The organism is Enterobacter adelaidei, from assembly GCF_041937165.1.
GTDB classification, from domain to species: Bacteria; Pseudomonadota; Gammaproteobacteria; order Enterobacterales; family Enterobacteriaceae; genus Enterobacter; species Enterobacter adelaidei.
The window spans coordinates 3,458,463-3,482,873 of sequence record NZ_CP154353.1 but is presented as its reverse complement, the minus strand read 5'-3'; the positions used below and the strand labels follow the sequence as shown (position 1 = coordinate 3,482,873).

At 53.3% G+C, this 24,411-nt stretch carries 16 protein-coding genes and 1 pseudogene; 10 read left to right on the top strand and 7 right to left on the bottom strand.

Translation table 11 applies throughout. From position 1 onward, the window contains the following. Positions 1 to 22: 22 nt before the first annotated feature. Entirely contained in the window at positions 23 to 871 is an 849-nt protein-coding gene (locus AAHF05_RS16915) for a MurR/RpiR family transcriptional regulator (RefSeq protein WP_129323974.1), read from the bottom strand. A gap of 118 nt (positions 872 to 989) precedes the next feature. Between AAHF05_RS16915 and murQ the strand changes: the two genes are divergently transcribed. The 4 genes from murQ to tadA are packed head-to-tail and all read left to right on the top strand — an operon-like array spanning position 990 to position 4,459. Next, on the top strand, positions 990 to 1,883 hold the full coding sequence (murQ, locus tag AAHF05_RS16910) for an N-acetylmuramic acid 6-phosphate etherase (protein ID WP_129323975.1): 894 nt from the start codon (positions 990 to 992) through the stop codon (positions 1,881 to 1,883). Positions 1,884 to 1,894: 11 nt separating this feature from the next. After that, entirely contained in the window at positions 1,895 to 3,256 is a 1,362-nt protein-coding gene (locus AAHF05_RS16905) for a PTS transporter subunit EIIC (protein WP_028016065.1), read from the top strand. A 3-nt stretch (positions 3,257 to 3,259) separates the two neighbouring features. After that, positions 3,260 to 3,895: a phosphatidylglycerophosphatase C gene (gene yfhb / locus AAHF05_RS16900; RefSeq protein ID WP_129323976.1), complete on the top strand. Its 636-nt coding sequence runs from the start codon at positions 3,260 to 3,262 to the stop codon at positions 3,893 to 3,895. A 24-nt stretch (positions 3,896 to 3,919) separates the two neighbouring features. Continuing rightward, the gene (tadA, locus tag AAHF05_RS16895; protein WP_129323977.1) at positions 3,920 to 4,459 is read left to right on the top strand and encodes a tRNA adenosine(34) deaminase TadA; all 540 of its coding nucleotides are present in this window, start codon (positions 3,920 to 3,922) and stop codon (positions 4,457 to 4,459) included. Here tadA and mltF read toward each other — a convergent pair. Further along, positions 4,347 to 5,897, bottom strand: coding sequence for a membrane-bound lytic murein transglycosylase MltF (mltF, locus tag AAHF05_RS16890; protein WP_129323978.1), 1,551 nt, complete (start codon positions 5,895 to 5,897; stop codon positions 4,347 to 4,349). The two genes, tadA and mltF, sit on opposite strands and share 113 nt — an antisense overlap. A 267-nt stretch (positions 5,898 to 6,164) precedes the next feature. Here mltF and purL point away from each other — a divergent pair, with 267 nt between their 5' ends. The 5 genes from purL to glnB all read left to right on the top strand — a co-directional run bounded on the left by purL (position 6,165) and on the right by glnB (position 14,492). Next, positions 6,165 to 10,052, top strand: a complete 3,888-nt coding sequence (gene purL / locus AAHF05_RS16885) for a phosphoribosylformylglycinamidine synthase (protein WP_129323979.1) — start codon at positions 6,165 to 6,167, stop codon at positions 10,050 to 10,052. A gap of 529 nt (positions 10,053 to 10,581) precedes the next feature. Continuing rightward, the gene (gene qseE, locus AAHF05_RS16880; protein ID WP_129323980.1) at positions 10,582 to 12,009 is read left to right on the top strand and encodes a two component system sensor histidine kinase QseE/GlrK; all 1,428 of its coding nucleotides are present in this window, start codon (positions 10,582 to 10,584) and stop codon (positions 12,007 to 12,009) included. A 1-nt stretch (position 12,010) separates the two neighbouring features. Then, positions 12,011 to 12,739 (top strand): two-component system QseEF-associated lipoprotein QseG, encoded by a 729-nt coding sequence (qseG, locus tag AAHF05_RS16875; RefSeq protein WP_129323981.1) that lies wholly within the window; start codon positions 12,011 to 12,013, stop codon positions 12,737 to 12,739. Continuing rightward, positions 12,736 to 14,073, top strand: coding sequence for a two-component system response regulator GlrR (gene glrR / locus AAHF05_RS16870; RefSeq protein ID WP_028016071.1), 1,338 nt, complete (start codon positions 12,736 to 12,738; stop codon positions 14,071 to 14,073). Before qseG ends, glrR begins: the two co-directional genes overlap by 4 nt. Positions 14,074 to 14,153: 80 nt before the next feature. After that, complete coding sequence (gene glnB / locus AAHF05_RS16865; RefSeq protein ID WP_003860685.1) at positions 14,154 to 14,492, top strand: nitrogen regulatory protein P-II; 339 nt, start codon at positions 14,154 to 14,156, stop codon at positions 14,490 to 14,492. Between the two features lie 41 nt (positions 14,493 to 14,533). On the opposite strand, the pseudogene AAHF05_RS16860 reads toward glnB, so the two are convergent. From AAHF05_RS16860 to hmpA, 5 genes and pseudogenes are all read right to left on the bottom strand, one after another. After that, positions 14,534 to 15,999, bottom strand: a pseudogene (locus AAHF05_RS16860) (oligopeptide:H+ symporter). A gap of 54 nt (positions 16,000 to 16,053) precedes the next feature. After that, positions 16,054 to 18,195 carry a lysine decarboxylase CadA gene (gene cadA / locus AAHF05_RS16855; RefSeq protein WP_049005975.1) on the bottom strand — a complete coding sequence of 714 codons (2,142 nt, stop codon included), beginning with the start codon at positions 18,193 to 18,195 and terminating at the stop codon, positions 16,054 to 16,056. 76 nt (positions 18,196 to 18,271) lie between these two features. Further along, positions 18,272 to 19,606: a cadaverine/lysine antiporter gene (gene cadB, locus AAHF05_RS16850; protein WP_129323982.1), complete on the bottom strand. Its 1,335-nt coding sequence runs from the start codon at positions 19,604 to 19,606 to the stop codon at positions 18,272 to 18,274. 340 nt (positions 19,607 to 19,946) lie between these two features. Then, entirely contained in the window at positions 19,947 to 21,488 is a 1,542-nt protein-coding gene (gene cadC, locus AAHF05_RS16845) for a lysine decarboxylation/transport transcriptional activator CadC (protein ID WP_129323983.1), read from the bottom strand. A gap of 147 nt (positions 21,489 to 21,635) precedes the next feature. Next, positions 21,636 to 22,826, bottom strand: a complete 1,191-nt coding sequence (gene hmpA, locus AAHF05_RS16840; protein ID WP_108090917.1) for an NO-inducible flavohemoprotein — start codon at positions 22,824 to 22,826, stop codon at positions 21,636 to 21,638. A 304-nt stretch (positions 22,827 to 23,130) separates the two neighbouring features. Here hmpA and glyA point away from each other — a divergent pair, with 304 nt between their 5' ends. Next, positions 23,131 to 24,384 (top strand): serine hydroxymethyltransferase, encoded by a 1,254-nt coding sequence (glyA, locus tag AAHF05_RS16835; protein WP_028016077.1) that lies wholly within the window; start codon positions 23,131 to 23,133, stop codon positions 24,382 to 24,384. Positions 24,385 to 24,411: the final 27 nt, after the last annotated feature.

The following is a 24,411-nucleotide window of genomic DNA, read 5'->3' as shown; positions in this document are numbered from 1 at the left end:
AACTGGGCGGGCATTATACGCGTCAAACCAGTTTCTTTACCAGTTCTTCGCTGTGGCGAATGCGCTCGGGTGCGTGTTCCAGATCCTGCTGCACCAGCGCCATAAACAGCAGATCGGTCAGCATCATTTGCGCACTGGTGGATGAGATAGCCGCACTGCGCGTAGCCTGCTCTTCGGCAATGGTATATAAACAGCGCGTTGCCCGCTGTTGCAGGGCATTCGGAGTAAAGCCGGTGATTGCCAGAATTTTACCGCCGACACGCAGGGCTTCGTCGGTCGCCATGTTGATTTCACGACGCTCACCGGAATAGGAGATTGCCAGCAGCAGATCGTCAGGATCCATCGCCTGTACACTCGCCAGCAAGGCGTGCATATCCTGCTCGACAATGGCGTTATAACCGATTTTGGTTAGCTTCCAGCCAAAATTACGTGCCACCAGGCCGGATGCGCCAATTCCGGTCAAAATGATACGCCGTGCTGCACGTAGCATCGCCACACTCTCCAGCAGTTTCTCTTCCGTGTTCACATCAAGCGTCGCATGCATGGCCGCGACATTCTCTTTAATCAGCTTTTCCCCAACCAGACGCATCGGGTCATCACCACGGATCTGGTTATGTACGGGCATCGACTGCGGATTGGGGTTACTCACCAGCGCTTCGCTAATCGCCAGTTTGAGGGCGGGAAAGCCTTTAAAGCCAATCTTCTGGGCAAATTTCACCACGCTTGATTGACTCACACCGGCTTCACTCGCCAACTGCTGCGAGCTGAGATGGCGGGCGCGATCGGGCTGAGAAAGCAGATAATCCGCCAGCTTTTTGTCGCTTTGAGCAAAGCCTGCATACCGCTGGCGAATACGAATTAAACAGTTCATAGGTTCTCCTGGCGAAAATGTGATTATCTGCGCAAATACGAATTTTGCTCGCCTGAATGAATTTTATATTCCATTATAGTGTGATTATTATGAATTAAAAATTCCTGAGGTACAAAACATGAATCTTGGCTCACTTGTTTCAGAAACGCGTAACCCGCAAACCATGGATCTGGATGCACTTTCCACCCTTGAGCTGGTTAACCGTTTTAATCAACAGGATACGCTGGTGGCGCAGGCAGTGAAAGAGACATTACCTGAGGTGGCGAAAGCTGTCGATGCCGCGGCGGAAGCACTGAAGGCGGGTGGTCGTATTATTTATATGGGGGCCGGAACCAGCGGGCGTCTTGGCGTGCTGGATGCGTCCGAATGCCCACCAACGTTTGGTGTTCCACACGGTCTGGTGGTCGGGTTGATTGCCGGTGGTCCAGGTGCGCTGCTGAAAGCCGTTGAAGGGGCGGAAGATAACAAACAGCTGGGCGAGGATGACCTGAAGGCGCTGAATCTGACAGCGAAGGATCTGGTGGTCGGGCTGGCGGCATCCGGGCGCACGCCGTACGTCATTGGCGGGCTGGAATACGCTAACCAGACCGGCTGCACGACGGTCGCCATCTCCTGTAACCCAGGCTCACCGATTGCACAGGTCGCTGCCATTGCTATTTCCCCGGTCGTAGGGCCGGAAGCGCTGACCGGCTCCACGCGCCTGAAATCCGGGACCGCACAAAAGCTGGTGCTCAATATGATCTCCACCGGTGCAATGGTGAAGTTCGGCAAGGTATATCAGAACCTGATGGTGGATATGCAGGCCACCAACGTAAAGCTGGTGGACAGAGCCTGCCGCATGGTGATGGAGGCGACGGGCGCAGGGCGTGAAGAGGCAGAAGCGGTGCTCAAACAGACCGATCACGATGTTAAACCGGCCATTCTGATGATCTTAAGTGGGCTGGACGCTGCGGCCGCGAGAGCCAAACTCGATGCGCATAACGGTTTCTTACGGGCGGCTTTAGAAAACTAACAGAGGCGTGTATGGATAAAACAGCAGCGCTCGCCAGCAATATCCTGCAAGGAATTGGTGGGGAAGAGAATATTCAGCGTCTGGAAAACTGCATGACGCGCGTGCGGGTCGAAGTGCATAACGATGATCAGCTTGATGTGCCGCGTCTGAAGCAGCTTTCCGGCGTCAGCGGCTACGTGAAACAGGGGCAACAGCACCAGTTGATCGTCGGGCCGGGGAAAGCGGCACAGGTGGTCGATGCCATGCGCGCACTGATGGGCAGCGGAGCAAGCGTGTCGATTGACGATGCTGAACGCACCAAAGCGCAGGCAAAGGCCAAATACAAAGCCCCAATGAGCGATGCGCTGCGCCAGCTGGCAAACGTCTTTATTCCGTTGATCCCAGCGTTCATTGCTTCTGGTTTGATCACCGGGATCATTAACATCCTCAAGCGCCCGGATATTGTTGGGGATTTTGCCACTCAGTATCCGAATCTGCTGGGTATTCTCGGGATTTTCGGCAGCGCAGTGTTTGCCATCATGAACATTCTGGTCGGGGTGAACACGGCTAAAGTGTTTGGTGGCTCGCTGGCCATGGGCGGGGTGATGGCAGGGATTTTATCCAGCCCACAACTGGCACAGATAACCCTGTTTGGCGAGGCGCTTCAGCCGGGACGTGGCGGGGTGATTGCTGTACTGCTGGTGGTGATCCTGATGTGCTGGATCGAGAAAAAATTGCGCGCTCTTTTGCCCGGATCAATTGAGCTTATCCTCAATCCACTTCTGACGACACTTATCACCGGCAGTGTGGCGATTGTTGCACTGCAACCCCTGGGCGGCTGGATCTCAGAAGCGATTGCCCATGGCGCGTCTTTGGCTATCGATCGCGGAGGCCTTTTGGTGGGGGCGGTGCTGTCTGGCACTTTCCTGCCATTAGTGCTGACCGGTCTGCATCAGGGTCTGGTACCGATCCATGTCGAGCTGGTGCAGACGCACGGTTACAACGCGCTTCTGCCTATCCTCTCTATGGCAGGCGTGGGACAGGTTGGTGCGGCCATCGCTGTGCTGATGAAAACCCGTAATATGCGCCTGAAAAAAGTGATTAAAGGCGCACTTCCTGTCGGTTTGCTTGGCATTGGTGAACCGCTGATTTTTGGCGTCACGCTGCCGCTGGGCAAACCGTTCCTCGCTGCCTGTCTGGGTGGTGCGGTAGGTGGAGCACTCATCAGCTACTGGAAAGTCGCCACTGTTATCACTTTTGGACTGTCCGGTTTACCGCTGGCGTTGACCATCGTGACCGGAAAAGTGATGCTCTATCTGTTAGGCTATTTAGTAGCGGTGATAGCCGGGTTCCTGTTTACCTGGCTGTTAGGATTCAACGATCCAGAGGAGTAAAGTTTGGCAAATCACGAGCGTCGCGTTGTCTTTTTCGACCTGGATGGAACGCTGCATCAGCAGGATATGTTTGGTACGTTTATGCGCTACCTGTTGCGGCGTCAGCCTCTGAATGCACTGCTCGTATTACCGCTCTTACCCGTGATTGGCATCGCGTTGCTGGTGAAAGGCCGGGCAGCGCGATGGCCGATGAGTCTGCTGCTGTGGGGATGCACGTTTGGCCACAGTGAATCGCGACTCAAACAGCTCGAACAGGATTTTGCACACTGGTTTCGCGGTCATGTCGCCGCGTTTCCTGTCGTTCAGGCGCGTCTCACCAGCTATCTCGATGCGAACGATGCCGATATCTGGCTGATTACCGGTTCACCGCAGACGCTGGTTGAGCAGGTCTATTTTGATACCCCATGGCTCCCCAGGGTGAATCTTATCGCCACACAGATTGCTCGCGGTTATGGCGGTTGGGTGCTCACCCTGCGTTGCCTGGGACATGAAAAAGTGGTGCAACTGGAGAAACGCATCGGTACACCGCTGCGTCTTTACAGCGGCTACAGTGACAGTAAACAGGACAATCCGCTGCTCTATTTTTGCCAGCATCGCTGGCGCGTCACGCCGTCAGGGGAACTTCAGCAACTCGAATAGTCTTCTCTCTGGAGGGTGTGTATAATGCCGCCCGCTTTTAGACCGGAGTATCAACCCTTGTCCAATCCTGAACACAATCATGAATACTGGATGCGCCACGCGCTCACGCTGGCTCAACGTGCCTGGGAAGAGGGCGAGGTCCCCGTGGGTGCCGTGCTGGTTTACAACAACCAGGTGATTGGAGAAGGCTGGAATCGCCCGATTGGCCGTCACGATCCCACTGCTCACGCCGAAATCATGGCGCTTCGACAAGGTGGGCTGGTGTTGCAAAACTATCGCCTGCTCGACACCACGCTGTACGTGACGCTTGAACCCTGCGTGATGTGTTCTGGTGCGATGGTACACAGCCGTATTGGCACGCTTGTCTTTGGCGCGCGGGATGAAAAAACCGGCGCTGCCGGCTCACTGATGGATGTTCTGGGACACCCGGGGATGAATCATCAGGTTAAGACTATCGGCGGGGTGCTTGCACCAGAGTGTTCGGGGCTACTAAGTGATTTCTTTCGAATGCGCCGGCAGCAGAAAAAGCAACAAAAGGCAGAATTGAAGTTGTCGAACGATTAAGTTCATCCGGTGCCACAACCGGGTAACTTTGAGCCAGTTGTTTTGCCTCTGCCGCTTCTTTCTCTTTCTCCAGCAGGTATCCTACCAGGCTTATCTGATATTTACGGATATTTTCCACATAGGCGTAAGCCTCATGTCCGCGTGCGTAGCCATATGTCAGCTTGTTGTACCAGGGTTTCTGGCTCAGCAGTGGCAACCGCTGTTTAACGTCTGACCAGCTGTCCGGGTTACCTTTCGTCTTCGCCGTCAGCGCTCGCGCATCAAGCATATGCGCATAACCCATGTTGTAGGCGGCCAGCGCGAACCAGATCCGCTCTTCTTCCGGCACTGTTTCCGGTACCTTGGCCATCATATCCTGCAGGTAGCGTGCACCACCGCTGATGCTCTGTTCGGCATCGGTACGGTCATTCACACCCAGGCTCAGGGCGGTATTTTTGGTTAGCATCATTAAACCGCGTACGCCCGTGGGCGACGTGGCCTGGGTATCCCAGTGAGATTCCTGATAGGAGATAGCCGCCAGCAGTTTCCAGTCAATTTCCTGGGCGTATTTTTCGAACAATGGCTGCAGATCCGGCAAGACACCGTCTATCGCGCGCAGGAAGCTGCGGGTGTCGACATAGTCAAAGTCGTCACCGTGACCGAGATACTTCTCCTCCAGACGCGCCAGGGTACCGTCTTCATTGATGGTATTGAAGAAATCGAGCATCGCCGCAGAGACGGTCTGATCGTCGTCGAGCTGGGTAAACCAGGTAACGGGTTGTTCATCTGTCACGTCCAGCGCTACGGCGATCTCAGGGTGAACGCGCTGGAAAAGACTGATCGCAACCGAATCAGCGATGGTATAGGGCAGTTTCTGATTTTTAACCTGTTCCAGCAGTTCCGTAGTGCCGAGTTTGGGATCGACTGTCCAGCTCAGGTCCGGGTATTTCTTCTCCTTGAGCTCACGCAGATCGTCAATCACCACATGGCCGGGGGCAATCGTCAGTTGTTGATCGTTAATGGTAGCAAGCGTGCGCGGGCGAACGCTTCCGACACGGTAGACCAGTTGCTGCGAAACGGAGTAGTAGGTCGGGCCTGGCTGATAGTTCTTGCTGCGCTCGCTGTTATACACCAGCCCGGCCGCGAGCATATCGGCATCGTCGTTATCGAGGTCATCAAACAACTGGTTGATATTCTGGCGGACGGTAATTTTAAGCTTTACGCCAAGATAATCGGCGAACTGTTGGGCCAGTTCGTAATCCAGACCAATAACTTTGCCGTTGATGTCGCTGTAGATCAGCGGAGAGTTTAGGGTACTGACGCGCAATTCCCCCCGCTCCTTTATGGCGGCGATACGGTTTTCGGCTTTGCCGAACCAGGGGATAGAAGGCCAGAGGGCCACTGCCAGCAGCAACGTCACAATGCCGATGAGCAGATAATTAATCTTTAATTTTTTCAATTAGTTAATTCTCTGCGACGCCGGTTGCCTCAGTCTGCTGTAGCCATGTTAATAATAAGGTTTGCCATTGAATGAGCGGCATTTTGCGTAAACTTGCGCCACTTGGCAACCCATTAGAGAGACAGGTCACATCTATTGTAAAACATCTGCGTAGATTTTATTTCGACGCAAACGGTTTCGTCGGCGCTCAGGATTCTCTATAATGACGCCCGTTTTCCCCCCTTGCGCACACTGTAAGCGCCCCGGCGCTTCGAAGACGAGAGACTTATGATGGAAATTCTGCGTGGTTCGCCTGCACTGTCTGCCTTCCGTATTAACAAACTGCTGGCACGTTTTCAGGCGGCCGACCTTCCGGTAAGCAATATTTACGCTGAGTATGTCCATTTTGCTGACCTGAATGCCCCCCTGAATGCAGAGGAGCGCGTACAGCTGGAACGCCTGCTCAAGTATGGCCCAAGTCTGAGCAGCCATACGCCAACCGGCAAACTGATCCTTGCGACACCGCGTCCGGGCACCATCTCCCCCTGGTCTTCCAAAGCCACCGACATCGCCCACAACTGTGGCCTGAGCCAGATTAACCGTCTGGAACGCGGCGTGGCGTACTATGTGGAAGCTTCCACTCTGAGCGAAGAACAGTGGCAGGCGGTTGCAGCTGAGCTTCATGACCGCATGATGGAGAGTGTTTTTGCCTCTCTCGATGACGCGCAGAAGCTATTCTCCCACCATCAGCCTGCGCCGGTACAGAGCGTGGATTTGCTGGGGCAGGGGCGCCAGGCACTGATTGACGCGAACCTGCGTCTTGGCCTGGCACTGGCAGAAGACGAAATTGATTATCTGCAGGATGCGTTTGTTAAGCTGAACCGCAATCCGAATGACATCGAACTCTATATGTTCGCGCAGGCCAACTCTGAACACTGTCGTCACAAGATTTTCAACGCTGACTGGGTTATCGACGGTGAACAGCAGCCGAAGTCGCTGTTCAAAATGATTAAAAACACCATGGAAAAAACCCCTGACCACGTGCTGTCTGCCTACAAAGACAACGCTGCGGTAATGGAAGGTTCCGAGGTGGGCCGCTTCTTCGCCGATCGCGAAGCAGGGCGCTATGACTTCCATCAGGAGCCCGCGCATATCCTGATGAAGGTCGAAACCCATAACCACCCGACGGCGATCTCCCCGTGGCCGGGTGCGGCGACCGGTTCCGGCGGTGAAATCCGTGATGAAGGCGCAACGGGCCGCGGTGCAAAACCAAAAGCCGGTCTGGTCGGTTTCTCCGTTTCCAACCTGCGCATCCCGGGTTTTGAACAGCCGTGGGAAGAAGATTTCGGTAAGCCAGAGCGCATTGTAACCGCGCTGGATATCATGACTGAAGGCCCGCTGGGCGGCGCGGCGTTTAACAACGAATTTGGTCGTCCGGCGCTGAACGGTTACTTCCGTACCTATGAAGAGAAAGTGGACAGCCACAACGGCGAAGAGCTGCGCGGCTACCACAAACCGATCATGCTGGCGGGCGGGATCGGCAACATTCGCGCCGATCACGTGCAGAAAGGCGAGATCGTCGTGGGTGCGAAACTGATCGTCCTCGGTGGCCCGGCAATGAACATCGGCCTGGGCGGCGGGGCGGCTTCTTCTATGACCTCTGGTCAGTCTGATGCGGATCTCGACTTTGCTTCCGTGCAGCGCGACAACCCGGAAATGGAGCGTCGTTGCCAGGAAGTGATCGACCGCTGCTGGCAGCTGGGCGAAGCTAACCCAATTCTGTTTATTCACGATGTGGGTGCGGGCGGTTTGTCTAACGCCATGCCGGAGTTGGTGAGCGACGGCGGTCGCGGTGGCCGTTTCAACCTGCGCGACATCCTGAGCGATGAGCCGGGTATGAGCCCGCTGGAAATCTGGTGTAACGAATCTCAGGAACGTTATGTTCTGGCCGTTGCAGCGGATCAATTACCGCTGTTTGACGAGCTGTGCCGCCGCGAGCGTGCGCCGTATGCCGTTATTGGTGAAGCGACCGAAGAGAAGCATCTCTCCTTAAGCGACACCCACTTTGACAACCAGCCGATCGATCTGCCGCTGGACGTTCTGCTCGGTAAAACGCCGAAGATGACCCGCGACGTTGAAACCCGTAAAGCGGCAGGAAAAGCGCTGGATCGTCAGGGCATTACCGTTGCGGAAGCGGTCAACCGCGTGCTGCACCTGCCGGCCGTGGCAGAGAAAACCTTCCTCGTGACCATCGGCGACCGTACCGTGACCGGTATGGTATCGCGCGATCAGATGGTCGGCCCGTGGCAGATCCCGGTCGCTAACTGCGCCGTGACCACCGCGAGCCTCGACAGCTACTACGGCGAAGCAATGGCGCTGGGCGAACGTACCCCGGTGGCGCTGCTGGACTTTGCGGCCTCTGCTCGTCTGGCCGTCGGTGAAGCGCTGACTAACATCGCTGCAACCCAGATTGGCGATATCAAACGTATCAAACTTTCTGCGAACTGGATGGCCGCTGCTGGTCACCCGGGTGAAGACGCAGGCTTGTATGAAGCGGTAAAAGCGGTGGGTGAAGAACTGTGCCCTGCGCTGGGTCTGACCATTCCGGTGGGTAAAGACTCCATGTCGATGAAGACCCGCTGGCAGGAAGGCAACGAGCAGCGCGAGATCACCTCTCCGCTGTCGCTGATTATCTCCGCCTTTGCGCGCGTGGAAGACGTTCGTCATACCGTTACGCCGCAGCTCGTGACCGAAGACAACGCCCTGCTGCTGATTGACCTGGGTAAAGGCAACAACGCGCTGGGTGCGACCGCGCTGGCGCAGGTTTACCGTCAGCTGGGCGATAAGCCAGCAGACATGCGCGATGTGGCGCAGCTAAAAGGTTTCTACGATGCCATCCAGGCGCTGGTGGCGCAGCGTAAGCTGCTGGCCTACCACGATCGCTCCGATGGCGGTCTGCTGGTGACGCTGGCAGAAATGGCCTTCACCGGCCACTGTGGCGTGGAGGCGAATATTGCCTCTCTGGGCGAAGACCGTCTGGCGGCGCTGTTTAACGAAGAGCTGGGCGCGGTAATTCAGGTACGTGCGGCAGATCGCGACGCGGTTGAAGCGATTCTGGCGAAGCACGGTCTGGCGGACTGTGTGCACTATCTGGGTAAAGCCGTTCAGGGCGACCGCTTCGTCATTGACGCTAACGGTCATGCCGTGTTCAGCGAAAGCCGCACGACGCTGCGTATGTGGTGGGCAGAAACCACCTGGCAGATGCAGCGTCTGCGCGACAACCCGGAATGTGCCGATCAGGAGCATAACGCGAAGGCAAATGACAACGATCCTGGCCTGAACGTGAAGCTCTCCTTCGACATCAACGAAGACATTGCCGCGCCGTACATTGCGACTGGCGCGCGTCCGAAAGTGGCCGTCCTGCGTGAGCAGGGCGTTAACTCCCACGTGGAGATGGCCGCAGCCTTCCACCGCGCGGGCTTTGATGCCATCGACGTTCACATGAGCGACCTGCTGGCAGGCCGTACCGGTCTGGAAGATTTCCAGGCGCTGGTGGCGTGCGGTGGCTTCTCCTACGGCGACGTGCTGGGCGCGGGTGAAGGTTGGGCGAAGTCCATTCTGTTCAACAGCCGCGTGCGTGACGAATTCGAAAACTTCTTCCACCGTCCGCAAACCCTGGCACTGGGCGTGTGCAACGGCTGCCAGATGATGTCCAACCTGCGTGAGCTGATCCCGGGCAGTGAAGCCTGGCCGCGCTTTGTGCGTAACCAGTCTGACCGCTTCGAAGCGCGTTTTAGCCTGGTGGAAGTGACTCAGAGTCCTTCTCTGCTGCTGCAGGGCATGGTCGGTTCGCAGATGCCAATCGCGGTCTCTCACGGCGAAGGTCAGGTTGAAGTGCGTGATGCCGCGCATCTGGCACAGCTTGAGAGCAAGGGTCTGGTGGCGCTGCGCTTTGTCGATAACTTCGGTAAGGTCACTCAAACCTATCCGGCCAACCCGAACGGTTCGGCAAACGGTATCACTGCTGTGACCAGCGAAAGCGGTCGTGCAACCATCATGATGCCGCACCCGGAGCGTGTATTCCGTACCGTGAGCAACTCCTGGCACCCGGAAAACTGGGGCGAGGACAGCCCGTGGATGCGTATTTTCCGCAACGCGCGTAAACAGTTGGGTTAAGCAATAAAATGAATGCAGGCCCGGTGAGCGGAAACGCCACCGGGCTTTTTTATATCTGTCGCAAAACCGCGACAACGCAGTAAAAGGTGTGTCTCCAAATGGAGACATTTAACTTATTGATTTGTATATGACACGACAGTTTCCCGTTAAGGTGTTGCTTAATAGCGACACTTAGCCTGGAAATCATTCAACCGATAATTAACAGGTTAAATGAGTAAAAATTATATATATCAATGTCTTAATTTTTAGTTTTGCATTCTGGCACGGCTGTTGCATAATATTAACCAGTGGCTCATTCACCCTCTTATGTCAGCCCCTTCGGGACGTGCTACATAAACTTCGAATGACGCACAAAAAGGTGCCTGCCGTCCAACTACTGATCATAGCGATGCTTTATCAGGCCAGGGCGAAACGTCGAGTTAGGCACCGCCTCATTCCATAACAAAGCCGGGTTTTTACTCGGCTTTGTTGTATCTGAAGGGCAGACTCAGTTACGCTCTGCGTAAACCCCCACTAAGAGAGTAATGCGTTGAAACGCTGGCCCGTTTTTCCCCGCTCCCTGCGACAGCTTGTCATGATGGCCTTCCTGCTGATCCTGCTGCCATTACTGATCCTTGCCTGGCAGGCGTGGCAAAGTCTCAATGCCTTGAGTGCTCAGGCGGCGTTGACTAACCGCACGACGCTCATCGACGCCAGGCGCAGTGAAGCGATGACCAATGCTGCGCTGGAGATGGAGCGTAGCTATCGCCAGTACTGTGTGCTTGACGATCGCACGCTGGAAAAGGTGTATCAGAATCAGCGTAAACGCTATAGCGAGATGCTGGATGCCCACGCAGGAGTGTTGCCGGATGACAACCTGTATAAAGCGTTACGTCAGGATCTGAACGACCTGGCTCAGTTACAGTGTAAAAATAGCGGTCCGGATGCGACTGCCGCCGCGCGCCTGGAAGCCTTTGCCAGTGCCAACACCGAGATGGTTCAGTCAACGCGTGCAGTGATTTTTTCGCGCGGCCAGCAGCTTCAGCAGGAGATTGCCGAGCGTGGACAGTTCTTCGGCTGGCAGGCGCTGGTGCTGTTTCTGGTGAGTCTCGGGCTGGTTCTGCTCTTTACCCGCATGATTATCGGCCCGGTGAAGGGCATTCAGCGTATGATCAACCGCCTGGGGGAAGGAAAATCGCTCGGTGATACGGTCACCTTTAAAGGACCGCGCGAGCTGCGCTCCGTAGGCCAGCGTATTATGTGGCTGTCCGAACGTCTGGCGTGGCTCGAAACTCAGCGTCATCAGTTCCTGCGCCATATTTCACATGAACTTAAAACGCCGCTGGCCAGCATGCGTGAGGGCACGGAACTGCTGGCGGACGAAGTGGCTGGACCGCTGACCACCGAACAGAAAGAGATTGTCGAGATCCTCGATGCCAGCAGCCGCAATCTGCAAAAGCTGATAGAGCAACTGCTGGATTACAACCGCAAGCTGGCGGATGGCGCGGTTGTACTGGAAAACGTCGAGATTGAGCCGCTGGTGGATATGGTGATCTCCGCTCATAGCTTGCCAGCAAGAGCTAAAATGATGCATACCGGTGTAGAACTGAATGCGCCAGCGTGCCTGGCTGAACCCATGCTGTTAATGAGCGTTCTGGATAATCTTTACTCCAATGCTGTGCACTATGGTACTGAATCCGGTAACATTTATATCCGAAGTTATACGAATGGTTCACGGGTGTTTATTGACGTCGCTAACACCGGCACCCCGATCCCCGATGACGAAAAAGCCATGATATTTGAGCCCTTTTTCCAGGGGAGTCATCAGCGTAAAGGTGCGGTTAAAGGAAGTGGTCTGGGCTTGAGCATCGCCCGAGACTGCATACGACGCATGCAGGGTGAGCTAAACATTGTCACGGACGAACGTTCGGATGTTTGCTTCCGTATCGAATTGCCCCTGAGCCGGAAAAATCAATAACATGAATCTATGTCTGGTGAGTATGTCACACGTCTTTTTCCGCGCCGTACGCGCGGTGTTTTCCCGCAACACGCTTCGCCTGAGCTTGCCTTGTTTATTTCTGGCAGGATGTGTTTCCCATGCGCCGCAAAGTGCAATTAGCGATAAACAAGAAGATAAATGGCCAGATAACCAACTGGCAGACTTTCTTTCAACCCGCTGTGAGGACATCTGGAACCTGTCAGGTCATGACGTTGAAAGCAACCCACTGTTCTGGCTACGCGGAATAGATTGCGCCCAGCGTCTGGCACCGGTAGACGCTCGTTCTAAAGCAGCGATGCTGGATGACGACACCTGGCAGGACGCTTTCAAGCGCGGGATTTTACTGGCAGATGCGAAAATTACCCCCGTTGAACGCCGCGCCAACGTGAGCCGGCTGGACACGTTTGTGGTCAACCTTCCGGTCCAGGTTCGCCCGGTATACCAGCTCTGGCGTGATGGGCAGACATTACAACTTCAACTGTCTGAAGAACGCTCCCGCTACAGCAAATTGCAACAGTCCACCGACAGCGAACTTGATACGCTGCGTCAACAGCAGCAACATTTGCGTACGCAACTGGATACCACGACGCGTAAGCTGGAAAACCTGACCGATATCGAAAGACAGCTTTCGTCGCGTAAATATCAGCCGGGGAGTTCATCTGCTGCACCGGACAGCGATACGCCGAAACAAGAGGATGTGAAGCCATGACCAGCCGTAAACCTGCCCATCTCTTACTGGTGGATGACGATCCCGGGCTGTTAAAGCTGCTGGGCATGCGTCTGGTGAGTGAAGGCTACAGCGTGGTAACCGCTGAGAGCGGGCAGGAGGGGCTGAGAATTCTCAGCCGCGAGAAGATTGACCTGGTGATAAGCGACCTGCGGATGGACGAAATGGACGGCCTGCAGCTGTTCGCGGAGATCCAGAAGCAGCAGCCGGGCATGCCTGTCATTATTCTCACGGCGCACGGGTCGATCCCGGATGCGGTTGCCGCGACACAGCAGGGGGTGTTCAGCTTCCTGACCAAGCCGGTGGACAAAGATGCGCTTTACAAGGCTATCGACAGCGCGCTGGAACATGCTGCCCCGTCGAATGATGAAGCGTGGCGGGAGTCTATCGTCACCCGCAGCCCTATTATGCTGCGTCTGCTCGAACAGGCCCGTATGGTGGCGCAATCTGACGTCAGCGTGCTCATTAACGGCCAGAGCGGTACCGGGAAAGAGATCCTCGCGCAGGCGATTCATAATGCCAGCCCGCGCAGCAAAAACGCTTTTATTGCGATTAACTGCGGCGCACTCCCGGAACAGCTGCTCGAATCTGAACTGTTTGGGCATGCCCGCGGCGCTTTCACTGGTGCGGTAAGCAGCCGGGAAGGGTTATTCCAGGCAGCGGAAGGCGGCACGCTTTTCCTGGATGAGATTGGCGACATGCCTGCGCCGCTGCAGGTTAAATTACTGCGTGTGTTGCAGGAACGAAAAGTTCGCCCGCTGGGCAGCAACCGCGATATTGATATTAATGTGCGTATTATTTCGGCGACACACCGCGATTTACCGAAGGTGATGGCCCGCAACGAGTTTCGCGAAGATCTCTACTACCGTTTGAACGTGGTGAACCTGAAGATCCCAGCGCTGGCCGAACGTGCGGAAGACATTCCCCTGCTGGCGAACCATCTTTTACGCCAGGCGGCCGATCGCCATAAACCGTTCGTTCGTGCGTTTTCCACCGATGCGATGAAACGGTTGATGGCCGCAAGCTGGCCGGGCAACGTGCGTCAACTGGTGAACGTAATTGAGCAGTGCGTCGCGCTGACCTCATCACCGGTTATCAGCGACGCGCTGGTGGAGCAGGCACTGGAAGGGGAAAACACGGCATTGCCGACGTTTGCCGAAGCGCGGAATCAGTTCGAGCTGAACTATTTGCGTAAGCTGTTGCAAATTACCAAAGGCAACGTGACCCACGCCGCGCGAATGGCGGGGCGTAACCGCACCGAATTCTACAAGTTACTGTCGCGGCACGAGCTGGAAGCGAACGATTTTAAAGAGTAGTACCGCAAAATTCGCTTGAATATGATACTGTGAGCAACCGATTACGAAGCAGCTTACAGGCAAGAGTTTAAGGACCCACCATGAAAAAGATCGATGCGATTATTAAACCTTTCAAACTGGATGATGTACGTGAAGCGCTGGCGGAAGTTGGCATCACCGGGATGACCGTGACGGAAGTGAAAGGTTTTGGTCGTCAAAAGGGCCACACCGAACTTTACCGTGGCGCAGAGTACATGGTGGACTTTCTGCCGAAAGTGAAAATTGAAATCGTGGTGAGCGACGACATCGTGGATACCTGTGTGGATACCATCATTCGCACGGCGCAGACGGGCAAAATCGGCGACGGCAAAATCTTCGTCTTTGACGTGGCGCGCGTGATCCGTATCCGTACCGGCGAAGAAGACGACGCGGCGATTTGATGGTATTCCTTCGCTGCCATTCCCTGGCGGCGAAGGGGCTTTTAATCGTGCTCTGTTTCCGGCAACGTGAGTGGAGAAGGGGTAAAACATCTTCTCAAACCAACGAATGTAACGATCAGCACCACGCAGCCTAGCGTCCACCCGCTCATCTGAGAGAAAAAGTGGGCATAGGCAGCAATCGCCGTATCGTTAATCTGTGGCTCTGTCGTTTGTTGCGCCACGCGTCCTGCCAGCCAGTTGGCGACTGCGCCTGTTGCCAGCATATAAATCCCCGTTAACAGACCTGTGATGCCCGTTAGATTCAGACGGGTGATTTGCGCCATCGCTACCGGGTCGATAAACAGTTCGGCGAAACCCATTAGCGCCAGACCGGCGATCATCATCCCCATTGAGACCTGTCCGTTTAACCCGCCATGACGTGCATTCAGCGCCAGTAACATAAAACCAACGCTCATTAACAACAGACCTAATGCGAACTTCAGCCATACGCGTAGCGCTGAGCGTATTTTCCCTTCCGGACGCGCTAGCCAGGAAAGGGTAATACCTGCTGCCATCACTGCAATGGCATTAACAGACTGAAACAGCGCCGTTGGTACCTCAATATTAAGCAGCTGTCGGTTAACAAAGCGGTCGATAAATAGGCTGATAGTACTGCCACCCTGCTGTGCCAGCACCCAGAACAGCGTCCCTGTCATCATCAGTATCGCGATTTGCCACAGTGCGCGGTGATGCTCAGGAAATCTCATCATAATGCGCGCCACCATTATCACAGCAAACGCGCACACGGCGACCAGTAGATAACCAGAGCCATTATTCTCCAGTAACAGGGTAAAAAAAGGGGCGCGATGCACAGCATTATCAGCAGCCAGCCCCAGACCGGAAGGAGATACTTTTTGCTGCGTAATGCCTGTTTATTGACGCCGCGCGTATGGTGGAAGTGGTGATGCCCGCTGAGGAAAATCAGCAAACCTGCAAACATGCCGATCCCGGCCAGCGCAAAGCCAATATGCCAGCCGTACCATTGCGCCGCCAGTCCACAGGCAATCGGCGCAGCAATGGAGCCAATGTTCCCTGCGGCATATAACAGCGAAAATCCGCCATCACGACGTGGATCGTCGTGGGCATAAAGTTCTCCCAACAGACAACTGATATTGGATTTAAACAGACCGTAACCACATATGATTATCGCCAGTGCAACGTACAGAGTGCGGGTTGAGTCAGATTCGATACCTAACACCACATGGCCGAACGTCATCAGCAATGCACCGGTAATAATGGCCGTGCGGTTGCCAAGCAGGCGGTCAGCCAGCCAGCCGCCGAGAATAGGGGTGACGTAGACCAAAGATGCGTAAGCGCTAAAGAGTGTGATGGCGTGGCTATCGTCGAAACCAAGCTGATGGGTGAGGTAGAGGATAAGCAGAGCACGCATGCCGTAAAAGCTGAAATATTCCCAGATTTGAATCGCCACGATGTAATAAATCGCGCGCGGTTGTGAGGGTGTTTTCATGTTATCTCCTTGCGGCGTGAAAAAGGGAAGTGGCAAGCCACTTCCCTTTAGTCTTTATTTATCGTTTTTCAGTACCTTAACGGTATAACGACCATCCGCCTGGCGATATGCACCATGGATGTCGGTTTCAAAGCCTGGATAGTGAGCACCTATTTCGCACAGCATTTGCAGGAATTCCAGCACTGGACGGCTCTCTTCAGTGATCATCTCACCAGGCATAACCAGCGGTACTCCTGGAGGATATGGCAGGATCATATTGGCGTTGACGCGGCCCACCATCTCACTGAGATAGACCTCTTCCGTCTCACCATGCAGCTCTTTCTGGAATGCGGCATACGGTGTTATCACCATTTTTGGCAGCACTTCAAATGCGCGGAACATCAGATCCGGCAGATTATGATGCTCAACGAGTTTATGAATGTTCTGTGCAAGCTCCTGAATGCGCATGCTTTCGTAGAACTCAGGATTCTCACGATAGAGCGATGGCAGCATGTTTTTCACGCGCAGATTGAGATCGAAAGCGCGTTTGAAATCGGTGAGTGCGCGGAGCAGACTCAGGGCTTTCGTTTTATCAATACCGATGCTGAACAGGAACAGCAGGTTATACGGACCCGTTTTCTCAACCACGATGCCTTGTTCATCAAGGTATTTCGCGATGATACTGGCAGGAATACCGAAGTCGTCCATGGTGCCATCTTTCTTCATCCCCGGTGTCAAAATGGTGACTTTAATCGGGTCGAGATACATATGCTCGTTATCAATGTTCTTGAAACCGTGCCATGCACTATCGGAACGCAGAGGCCAGCATTCAGGCTCATCAATGTGTTCCGGCTGCCACACATCGAAGAACCAGCCTTCAGATTCGCCTTTCAGACGTTTAATCTCTTTGCGGAATTTCACTGCGCGCTGAATAGAACCGTCGATCAGACGCTTACCGGCATTACCTTTCATCATCGCCGCAGCGGTTTCAGTGGATGCCACAATTCCATAGTGCGGAGAGGTTGTCGTGTGCATCATGTAAGCTTCGTTGAAGGTCTCTTCGTTTACGTCGCCTTTTACATGAATCATCGAAGCCTGAGAAAACGCCGCCAGCAGTTTGTGCGTGGACTGAGTTTCATAAATCACTTTACCTTCCACACGACCGCCGCTCATCCCACTTTTACCCGCGTAAATAGGGGAGAAATTGGTATAAGGTACCCAGGCCGAGTCAAAGTGGATGGATTTTACATCCAGCGTTTTCTTGATGTAGTCGGTGTTGTAGAGCAGACCATCGTAGGTGGAATTGGTTATAACGGCGTGCACTGGCCAGGTCGCGTTTGGCGTCTCTTTTACGCGTTTGGCAATGGTTGCATGCTGAAGTTCGCTCTGCGGGATCCCGCCGAGAATACCGTATGCGTTACGGGTTGGTCGGAAATAGATCGGCGTAATATCGCTCATCATCATCAGATGCGTCAGCGATTTATGGCAGTTTCGATCGATCAGCACAGTGCTGCCTGCAGGTGCTGAGTACATGCCCACAATTTTGTTCGCTGTGGATGTACCGTTGGTCACCATGTAGCTGCGCTCAGCATTGAATACACGAGCGATATACTCTTCTGCCTCTTTGTGCGGGCCGCTATGGTCAAGCAGTGAACCGAGTTCGGATACGGAAATCGAGATGTCAGATTTCATGGTATTCGGGCCGAAGAAGTCGTAGAAAAGACTTCCTACCGGGCTTTTCTGGAAGGCGGTGCCGCCCATGTGGCCAGGTGTACAGAACGTATATTTCCCTTCGCGAACATATTTGAACAGCGCTTTGGTCAGCGGCGGCAAGATCGTGTCGATATATTCATCTGTGTTCTGTTTGATTTTGGCGGCGATATCGTCAGCGGCACCGAGTGCATACTCAAAGAAACGTACTTTCATACGCAGATCGTTGAGGCTGACGTCGAGCGTGGAGTATGAATTAGCGAATGCATACAGCGGCATGTATTCGTTCATTTTGCTGATATCTTCACACAGCTCGAGATTGTATTTATCCCAGTCGAAAATAACGCCGCACAGACGCGCATTGTTCTCAATGAGTTTCAGTAAGTCTTCGCGGTCATTTGGGTAAACAATACGGAAATCCAGACGCTCAAGTGCGCGGTGGAGCTCACGGATAGGTTCTTCTTTAAAGTAAACGCCCATGTGATTCATGATAGCGATAACATTCATAGTCTTATCTCCAGGTGTAGAAAACCCCTCCCGTCACGGTGTGACAGGTGTCAGGAAGGGCTATAAGAAAGGGGGATTAAAGTGCGTCGGCGGTGGTGCTGTCGGCGTCGTTGTTATGCTGGCGCTGGTACATCTTGCGGCCATAGAACATCAGAATGACGAGGCTGACGATAAAGGTGCCAGACAGTTCGAAGGAGTTGGCCCCCATCAGTGCGATGAAGCAGAACGCGCAGCCCAGAATGGAGCAGACCAGGCTTGCCAGGTTGCGAACGTTAACGCCTTCGAAGCGAATCAGGTCAACGCAGGAGTAGAAATACGGCAGCATGGTCAGCAGTACTGCGATACCCGTCAGTTCGCCGAACAGGTCTGAGGCTTTACCGCCGCTTGAGTTCATCACGGTGATGAGAACCATCAGTACGGTCATTTTCAGCGCTGCCAGCAGCAGGCCTTTTTTCGGGATGCCATTGCTATCAACTTCGCCGTAAATTTTCGGGAAGTTACCATCGTTAGCGGCGCGAACCCCGGCCTGGCCTACCAGCATCATCCAGGAGCCCAGTGAGGTCAGGCAGGCGAAGGCGGTGAAGGCAGATACTATCGGTGCAGCCCAGTTACCCATGATGGTTGAGGCACTGATAGCGAATGGTGCGCCAGAAGCGGCCATTTCAGAGGCCGGATACATACCAGAAATCACCTGTGTTGCCGCGATATAGACAATACCGGCCAGAGCGGTACCCAGCATGGTTGCCAGAGGCACTGTGCGTTTAGGGTTTTTCACCATCCCGGTGCTTACCGCAGCGGATTCAACCCCAACGAATGCCCACAGGCAGAGCAGGATACTTTTGATCACCGCATGAGGGTCGGTAGTGGTAGAGGTGTTCCAGTTTGCCTGATAGATGGCAGCATCAAACCAGTGCCATCCCGCAATCGCAGTCACTACGACCGGGATCAGCACCAGTACCAGACCGATAGTCGTCAGGCGACTCACCCAGGTCCCACCAAGCATATTCACAAAGGTAAACAGCCAGACAATTGCAATACAGGCAATACCTGCCGGAACAGGATTATTTAATGCCGGGAAGAAGGTGGAAAGATAAGAGACAGCGGTAATACCAATTGCCAGATTACCAATCCAGTTTGCGTGGTAATAAAGCACACCGGTCTGGAAACCGAAAGCGGGAGATAATTCTCCGGCATAAGCAATTGGGCCACCTTGTTGAGGGTTTTTGGTGGCCAGGCGGGCGTAGACATATGCCAGAGACATTGCCCCAATAATGGAAATCACCCATCCCCAAATTGCAATGCCACCGATGCTGGCAAGGTTTGCGGGTAATAAAGCAATACCGCTTCCCATCATATTACCGGCGACGACACCGGTGCAGGCAAATAGGCCTATCTTTTTGGCTGAACTCATGTTCGTTTCTCCTGAATTTTATTTTGGAGGTGCGGACCGTTGTTTAAGGCTCAAAATGATCCGACCGACTGACCGCAAGGTTACGGATGCGAACAGGAGAAGTCCTAAAGATAAAGTGAAATAAAAGACAACTTCAAAAAAATGATACCCTGAGATTTTTTCGTTAACATATCAGGATAAAAATTTTATATCAGGAAAAGATAAATAACGATATCTGACAGGGGATTGATGATATTTTTATTACGGCAGGGATTGTTGCCTGGAGGTAACAATTAACACCTCCTGGCAACATTTTTACTACTTACTGAATAAATTCATTAACGCATTCAGAGGGCGCTTTCTACTCTTGTGCAAGAAACGTTTTTAAATAAGGGGCTGCTTTTTTAATGGAAGTCTGGAAAACGCCATTCTCAATCCAGTAGAGAGTATTTTCACCCGGCCTTAAGTTAAATGCTGTAATATAAGCATCAGCCGCCAGACGATTATCACCCTTCATCTCATAGATCTTTCCCAGTAAGACATAATTTAGCCAGGACATTTCGAGTTCAATGCTTTTGTTAATGTTCCTGTATGCATTGTCAATATCACCTTTACTTAATCCATTGATAGTCTGTATTTGATACCACGTTGCTGATTCCTCAATGCCGGGAAGTTGCGCGATTTTACTCAGCTCATTATTCAGCGCGGTAAGTTGAGGTTCATTGAACTGTTGCTGTGAATGTCGTAGTACATCCACCAGCACTTTTTCCAGCAGCGCATTTATAAAGTCAGGTGCGTCTTTTGCGACGACGTTGAGTAACTCGCTGGCTTTATTTAATGACACGACATCACCTTCCATAATCAACTGGTCAGCCTGGTAGTACTGCGCCAACGACAGGCTTTGCGAATTGCGGAACTGGGCAAGTTGTGCCTGCATACGAGGTGGCCAGGGCTGCGTCAACACGGCGGAGAGACTGTGGAGGAGATCTTCCTGTACCGATAACAGTGTGTTGTCGGTAATAAAGTAGCGCTTGTCCAGCATGACAGAGCTGTCTGCATTATCGACCAGCAATACAGACATAAAACATTGCTGTGCCCGGTAATGGCGTTGATTAACGAATTTGATGGTGAGTGTTTTCCCGGAGCTACTGGGTTCTGTCACGTTGTAGTTGGTTTTGTCATGCACCATAAAGGTGGAATATGTGTTCAGTGACGAGGTAATCAGGTTTCCCAGGCCGATGGCGTAGGACTGTTGAGAAGACCACTTATTGCAAGAGATACCGCGCTCAAAACGTACATCTATATCGCGTGGATTGAGTAGCAGGCGCGTTTTGGTCACCGGTGGGTGAGAATTGATAAGCGACATGATAACCAGCGCAATCAACGCACCAAGTGACAACAGAAACAGTAGCCAGGTCCAGAAGGAGGCGACACGATTTCGTCGATCGACTTTTTTCCGTGCCTGTCTGAATGAGGGAGCGGACGCTGTTTCCGGTTCAGGAAGCGTATTGATCTGTCCGGCAGGCGTCGTTTCTGGTGAGGCTATAAGCGTGGATGGCCCACTGTCGGCGCTTTCTTCAGTCATCCAGACCACCGGCGCGGTGAGCTTGTAGCCCCTCTTTGGCACTGTGGTGATGTATTCTGGACTCTGCTCATCACCGTCTTTCAGCCATTTGCGGAGTTCTGAAATGCTCTGGGTAACCACATGACTGGTGACAATATTGCGCATCCAGATGTTATCAATGATCTCATCCCGGCTCAGGACTTCATCAGGATGACTGGCGAAATACACCAAAAGATCAATTAAGCGTGGTTCAAGCGTGAGTTGGCGACCTTGTCGACTAATTTGATTTATGGACGGCGTAACTCGCCACTCGCCAACGCGTACAACAGGTTGTTGCATAAAAAAGCATCCCCAGGCGGAAAAGGGAAAAGAAAAATCATAACATGAATGACAAACTCATTATTGATAAGCCACAAGACTCAATGTTGAAGATGAAAGAAAAAAAGGATGCCGCTAAATACAGCATCCTGAGAGGAATTGGTCGGTTTACAGCACTTTATGAGGCCCGAAACACTCGTAATGAATGTTTTCAGATTTGATCCCCAGCGTAACTAACTGTCTGGCGGCAAACTGCATAAAAGCGACTGGGCCGCAGAGCCAGAATTGCATTTCTGGATTGCTGAACAGGCTCTCGTGTTTACTCAAATCCATCAAGCCCTCGCTGTCGAATCGTGCATTCTGACGGTCATCTTCATTAGGCTGGCGATACCAGGTATGCGCGGTAAAGCGTGGCAGGGTCGCCCCCAGCGTTTTTACTTCATCCGAAAAGGCATGCACATCACCGTTCTCGGCGGCGTGGAACCAGTTTACCTGTGCGGTGTGGGTTGCTTTCGCCAGCGTATCGAGCATCGCCAGCATTGGCGTTTGGCCGACACCCGCAGAGATCAGCGTAACAGGGGTATGCGTTTCAACGGCCATAAAGAAATCACCAGCAGGTGCGGCCAGATGTACCACGTCACCCACGCTGGCTTCGTTGTGCAGCCAGTTTGAAACCTGACCGCCTTCTTCACGCTTCACTGCGATACGGTAACGTTTACCGTCAGGTTTGCGGGTCAGGGAGTACTGGCGGATCTCCTGATGCGGGAAACCTTCAGGCTTCAGCCAGACGCCCAGATACTGTCCTGGCTGATAATCAGCTACCGGCTGACCGTCAACCGGTTCAAATTCAAAGCTGGTAATAAGCTGGCTGCGCGGCGTTTTCTCAACGATACGGAACGCGCGCGTACCTTCCCAGCCACCGTTCTTACTGGCGTTTTCGCTGTAGATTTGCGCTTCACGGTTGATGAATACGTTTGCCAGCACGCCGTAGGCTTTACCCCACGCGTCCAGTACCTCCTGACCCGGACTGAACATTTCGTCCAGAGTCGCTAACAGATGGCCGCCAACGATGTTGTACTGCTCCGGTTTGATCTGGAAGCTGGTATGTTTCTGCGCGATTTTTTCCACCGCAGGCAGCAGCGCTGCCAGGTTTTCAATATTACTGGCGTAGGCCGCGATAGCATTGAACAGGGCTTCGCGCTGATCGCCGTTACGCTGGTTGCTCATGTTGAAAATCTCTTTGAGCTCCGGGTTGTGCGTGAACATACGATCGTAGAAATGGGCAGTGAGTTTAGGGCCGGTTTCTACCAGCAGGGGAATAGTGGCTTTTACAGTAGCGATGGTTTGAGCGTCGAGCATGAGCGCGTCCTTCTGATGTCATTTTAATGATGTATTTTAAATGCATCTTATAAAAAATACCCCTTCGTTGTAAATGGTTCTTTGCAACATGAAAAATATGCATCACAAACCTGAAAAGAAATCGGTTGAAAATGTCGAGAGCTTTATTCCTCAAACCCTTGCGTGGCGTGAAGGAAAACGTTTGCGTAAAATCGTTTGTCAAGACCTGTTATCACAGAACTATTCAGTTATACTGTTGCCCGTCGTCCAACAGGACTGCCTTTTCAGGCCAAAATTTACTTGTTAGCTGAGTCAGGAGATGCGGATGTTAAAGCGTGAAATGAACATTGCCGATTATGATGCCGAACTGTGGCAGGCTATGGAGCAGGAAAAAGTACGTCAGGAAGAGCACATCGAACTGATCGCCTCCGAAAACTACACCAGCCCGCGCGTAATGCAGGCGCAGGGCTCTCAGCTGACCAACAAATATGCTGAAGGTTATCCGGGTAAGCGTTACTACGGCGGTTGTGAGTACGTTGATATCGTTGAGCAACTGGCTATCGACCGTGCGAAAGAGCTTTTTGGTGCTGACTACGCTAACGTGCAGCCGCACTCTGGCTCTCAGGCTAACTTCGCGGTCTACACCGCGCTGCTGCAACCGGGTGATACCGTTCTGGGTATGAACCTGGCGCAGGGCGGCCACCTGACTCACGGCTCCCCGGTTAACTTCTCCGGCAAACTGTACAACATCATTCCTTACGGTATTGATGAATCCGGTAAGATTGACTACGAAGACATGGCGAAGCAGGCGCAGACCCACAAACCGAAAATGATCATCGGCGGTTTCTCTGCTTACTCCGGTATCGTTGACTGGGCAAAAATGCGTGAAATCGCAGACAGCATCGGTGCTTACCTGTTCGTAGACATGGCGCACGTTGCGGGTCTGATTGCCGCAGGCGTTTACCCGAACCCGGTACCACACGCTCACGTTGTGACCACCACCACCCACAAAACGCTGGCGGGTCCTCGCGGTGGCCTGATCCTGGCGAAAGGCGGTGATGAAGAGCTGTACAAAAAACTGAACTCTGCTGTGTTCCCAAGCGCGCAGGGCGGCCCTCTGATGCACGTTATCGCGGCAAAAGCGGTGGCGCTGAAAGAAGCGATGGAGCCAGAGTTCAAGGTTTACCAGCAGCAGGTTGCCAAAAACGCCAAAGCGATGGTGGAAGTGTTCCTGAACCGTGGCTACAAAGTGGTCTCCGGTGGTACTGAAAACCACCTGTTCCTGCTGGATCTGGTTGATAAAAACCTGACCGGTAAAGAAGCTGACGCTGCCCTGGGCCGCGCAAATATCACCGTGAACAAAAACAGCGTACCAAACGATCCAAAGAGCCCGTTTGTGACCTCCGGTATCCGTATTGGTTCACCAGCAGTGACTCGCCGTGGCTTTAAAGAAGCGGAAGTGAAAGAGCTGGCTGGCTGGATGTGTGACGTTCTGGACAATATCAATGACGAAGCGGTTATCGAGCGCGTTAAAGGTAAAGTTCTGGATATCTGCGCACGCTTCCCGGTATACGCATAATTCCTCTGCTTTGCAGAAATAAAAAAG

Excerpts from the sequence above, each read along its gene's own strand:
- tadA (WP_129323977.1), top strand. The coding sequence starts at position 3,920 with ATGCCGCCCGCTTTTAGACCGGAGTATCAACCCTTGTCCAATCCTGAA.
- purL (WP_129323979.1), top strand. The coding sequence starts at position 6,165 with ATGATGGAAATTCTGCGTGGTTCGCCTGCACTGTCTGCCTTCCGTATT.
- glrR (WP_028016071.1), top strand. The coding sequence starts at position 12,736 with ATGACCAGCCGTAAACCTGCCCATCTCTTACTGGTGGATGACGATCCC.
- qseG (WP_129323981.1), top strand. The coding sequence starts at position 12,011 with ATGAATCTATGTCTGGTGAGTATGTCACACGTCTTTTTCCGCGCCGTA.
- hmpA (WP_108090917.1), bottom strand. The coding sequence starts at position 22,826 with ATGCTCGACGCTCAAACCATCGCTACTGTAAAAGCCACTATTCCCCTG.
- cadB (WP_129323982.1), bottom strand. The coding sequence starts at position 19,606 with ATGAGTTCAGCCAAAAAGATAGGCCTATTTGCCTGCACCGGTGTCGTC.
- AAHF05_RS16915 (WP_129323974.1), bottom strand. The coding sequence starts at position 871 with ATGAACTGTTTAATTCGTATTCGCCAGCGGTATGCAGGCTTTGCTCAA.
- glnB (WP_003860685.1), top strand. The coding sequence starts at position 14,154 with ATGAAAAAGATCGATGCGATTATTAAACCTTTCAAACTGGATGATGTA.
- glyA (WP_028016077.1), top strand. The coding sequence starts at position 23,131 with ATGTTAAAGCGTGAAATGAACATTGCCGATTATGATGCCGAACTGTGG.
- cadC (WP_129323983.1), bottom strand. The coding sequence starts at position 21,488 with ATGCAACAACCTGTTGTACGCGTTGGCGAGTGGCGAGTTACGCCGTCC.
- cadA (WP_049005975.1), bottom strand. The coding sequence starts at position 18,195 with ATGAATGTTATCGCTATCATGAATCACATGGGCGTTTACTTTAAAGAA.
- murQ (WP_129323975.1), top strand. The coding sequence starts at position 990 with ATGAATCTTGGCTCACTTGTTTCAGAAACGCGTAACCCGCAAACCATG.
- AAHF05_RS16905 (WP_028016065.1), top strand. The coding sequence starts at position 1,895 with ATGGATAAAACAGCAGCGCTCGCCAGCAATATCCTGCAAGGAATTGGT.